Origin of the sequence: Agrococcus sp. Ld7 (genome assembly GCF_045064095.1) — a bacterium.
GTDB lineage: Bacteria > Actinomycetota > Actinomycetes > Actinomycetales > Microbacteriaceae > Agrococcus.
On the sequence record NZ_JBISGY010000019.1, the window covers coordinates 1 to 1,306 of the forward strand.

Sequence of the window (1,306 nt, forward strand, 5' to 3'; positions counted from 1 at the left end):
TGTGATGAGTCGCGACATAGGTCTCACCTGAGTCGCGACATAGGTCACGAGTTGGGAGCCCCTGGCCATCGGCCGGGGGCTTTCTGCGTGTTCCGCCAGTAGCTGCGGTTGGGCTGGATGTCGTTGGTGGCGATGATCTCGCCGGTTTCGAGGTCGACGACGGTGGCGGTGGTGTCGTCGAGCAGCGCGAGGATACGTCGGCCGCGGTGCGTGGCGCCGATGGCGAGGTGGTGCATGCGGCCCGCTCGGCGGATGCTGACCCGGCCCTGCTGGTCGACGTGGTCGTAGCGGATGCGGAAGTGGCCCGCGGCGCGGGGTCCGGCGGGGAGCGCTTTCGGGGTGGCTCGGTAGGCGTGTCCGGGGGTGTGACGGTCGTTGGCGCGGTGGGGTCGCTGTTCGTTGTAGTGGTGGCGGAATCGCTCGAGCTGCGCTTGCAGCTCCGCGAGGGTGGCGGCGGTGGGCTGCTTACGGAGCCAGCGCTTGAGGGTCTGGTGGAAGCGCTCGATCTTGCCCTGCGTCTGGGGATGGCCCGGTGCGCCGTTCTTCTGTCTGACGCCCAGCAGCGGCAGCACGTATTCGAACGCGTTGCGGCCGCCGCCGAAGCGGGCAGTGAACACGCGGCCGTTGTCGGTGAGGGTGGAAGCGGGTACGCCGTGCTCCTCGGTGGCGGCGAGGAAGACGGCCACGACGATCTCGCCGGTGACGGGCGCGTGGGCGGTGCAGGAGAGCAGGAAGCGGGCGTGGTCGTCGAGCCAGTTCAGGATCTCCACGTCGCTGCCGTCGGCGAGGCGCCAGTGGGTGAAGTCCGACTGCCAGGTCTCGTTGGGCTGCGCGGCCTCGAAGCGGATCCACGACGACCGGGGCCGCTTGCGCGGCTCGGGTATGACCAGGCCCGCATCGTGCAGGATGCGCCGGATGGTGGAGGTCGACGGTGCGGCCAGCCCTTCGCGCTCGAGGTGCCAGCCGATCGTGACGGGGCCGGCGTCGCTGCCCTGGCCGGTCAGCTCCTGCCGCAGCTCCACGATCCGATCACGGACCTTCGCCGGCGTCCGGTGCGGGCTGCTGCGCGGTGCGCGCGAGCGGGCTTCGACCGCCTCGATGCCGCCGTCCCGGTAGCGGGCGAGCAGCCGATGCAGATGACGTCGGGAGAGGCCATACTCGGCCGCCGCTGCCGTCACCGACAGCTGCTTCGAGACGATCTTCAACACGGCCACCCGAGCGCGAGACATGCCAGCGACTGTGACCTATGTCGCGACTCATGAGCGACCTATCAAGTGAGACCTATGTCGTGAACCCGGACACCTCC

The 1,306-nt window shown here is 69.4% G+C and carries 1 protein-coding gene; it reads right to left on the reverse strand.

Annotated elements, in window-relative coordinates; all coding sequences use genetic code 11:
- Positions 1 to 44: 44 nt before the first annotated feature.
- Positions 45 to 1,229: an IS481 family transposase gene (locus ACJJVL_RS03455; protein ID WP_405216920.1), complete on the reverse strand. Its 1,185-nt coding sequence runs from the start codon at positions 1,227 to 1,229 to the stop codon at positions 45 to 47.
- Positions 1,230 to 1,306 lie beyond the last annotated feature (77 nt).

Excerpts from the sequence above, each read along its gene's own strand:
- ACJJVL_RS03455 (WP_405216920.1), bottom strand. The coding sequence starts at position 1,229 with ATGTCTCGCGCTCGGGTGGCCGTGTTGAAGATCGTCTCGAAGCAGCTG.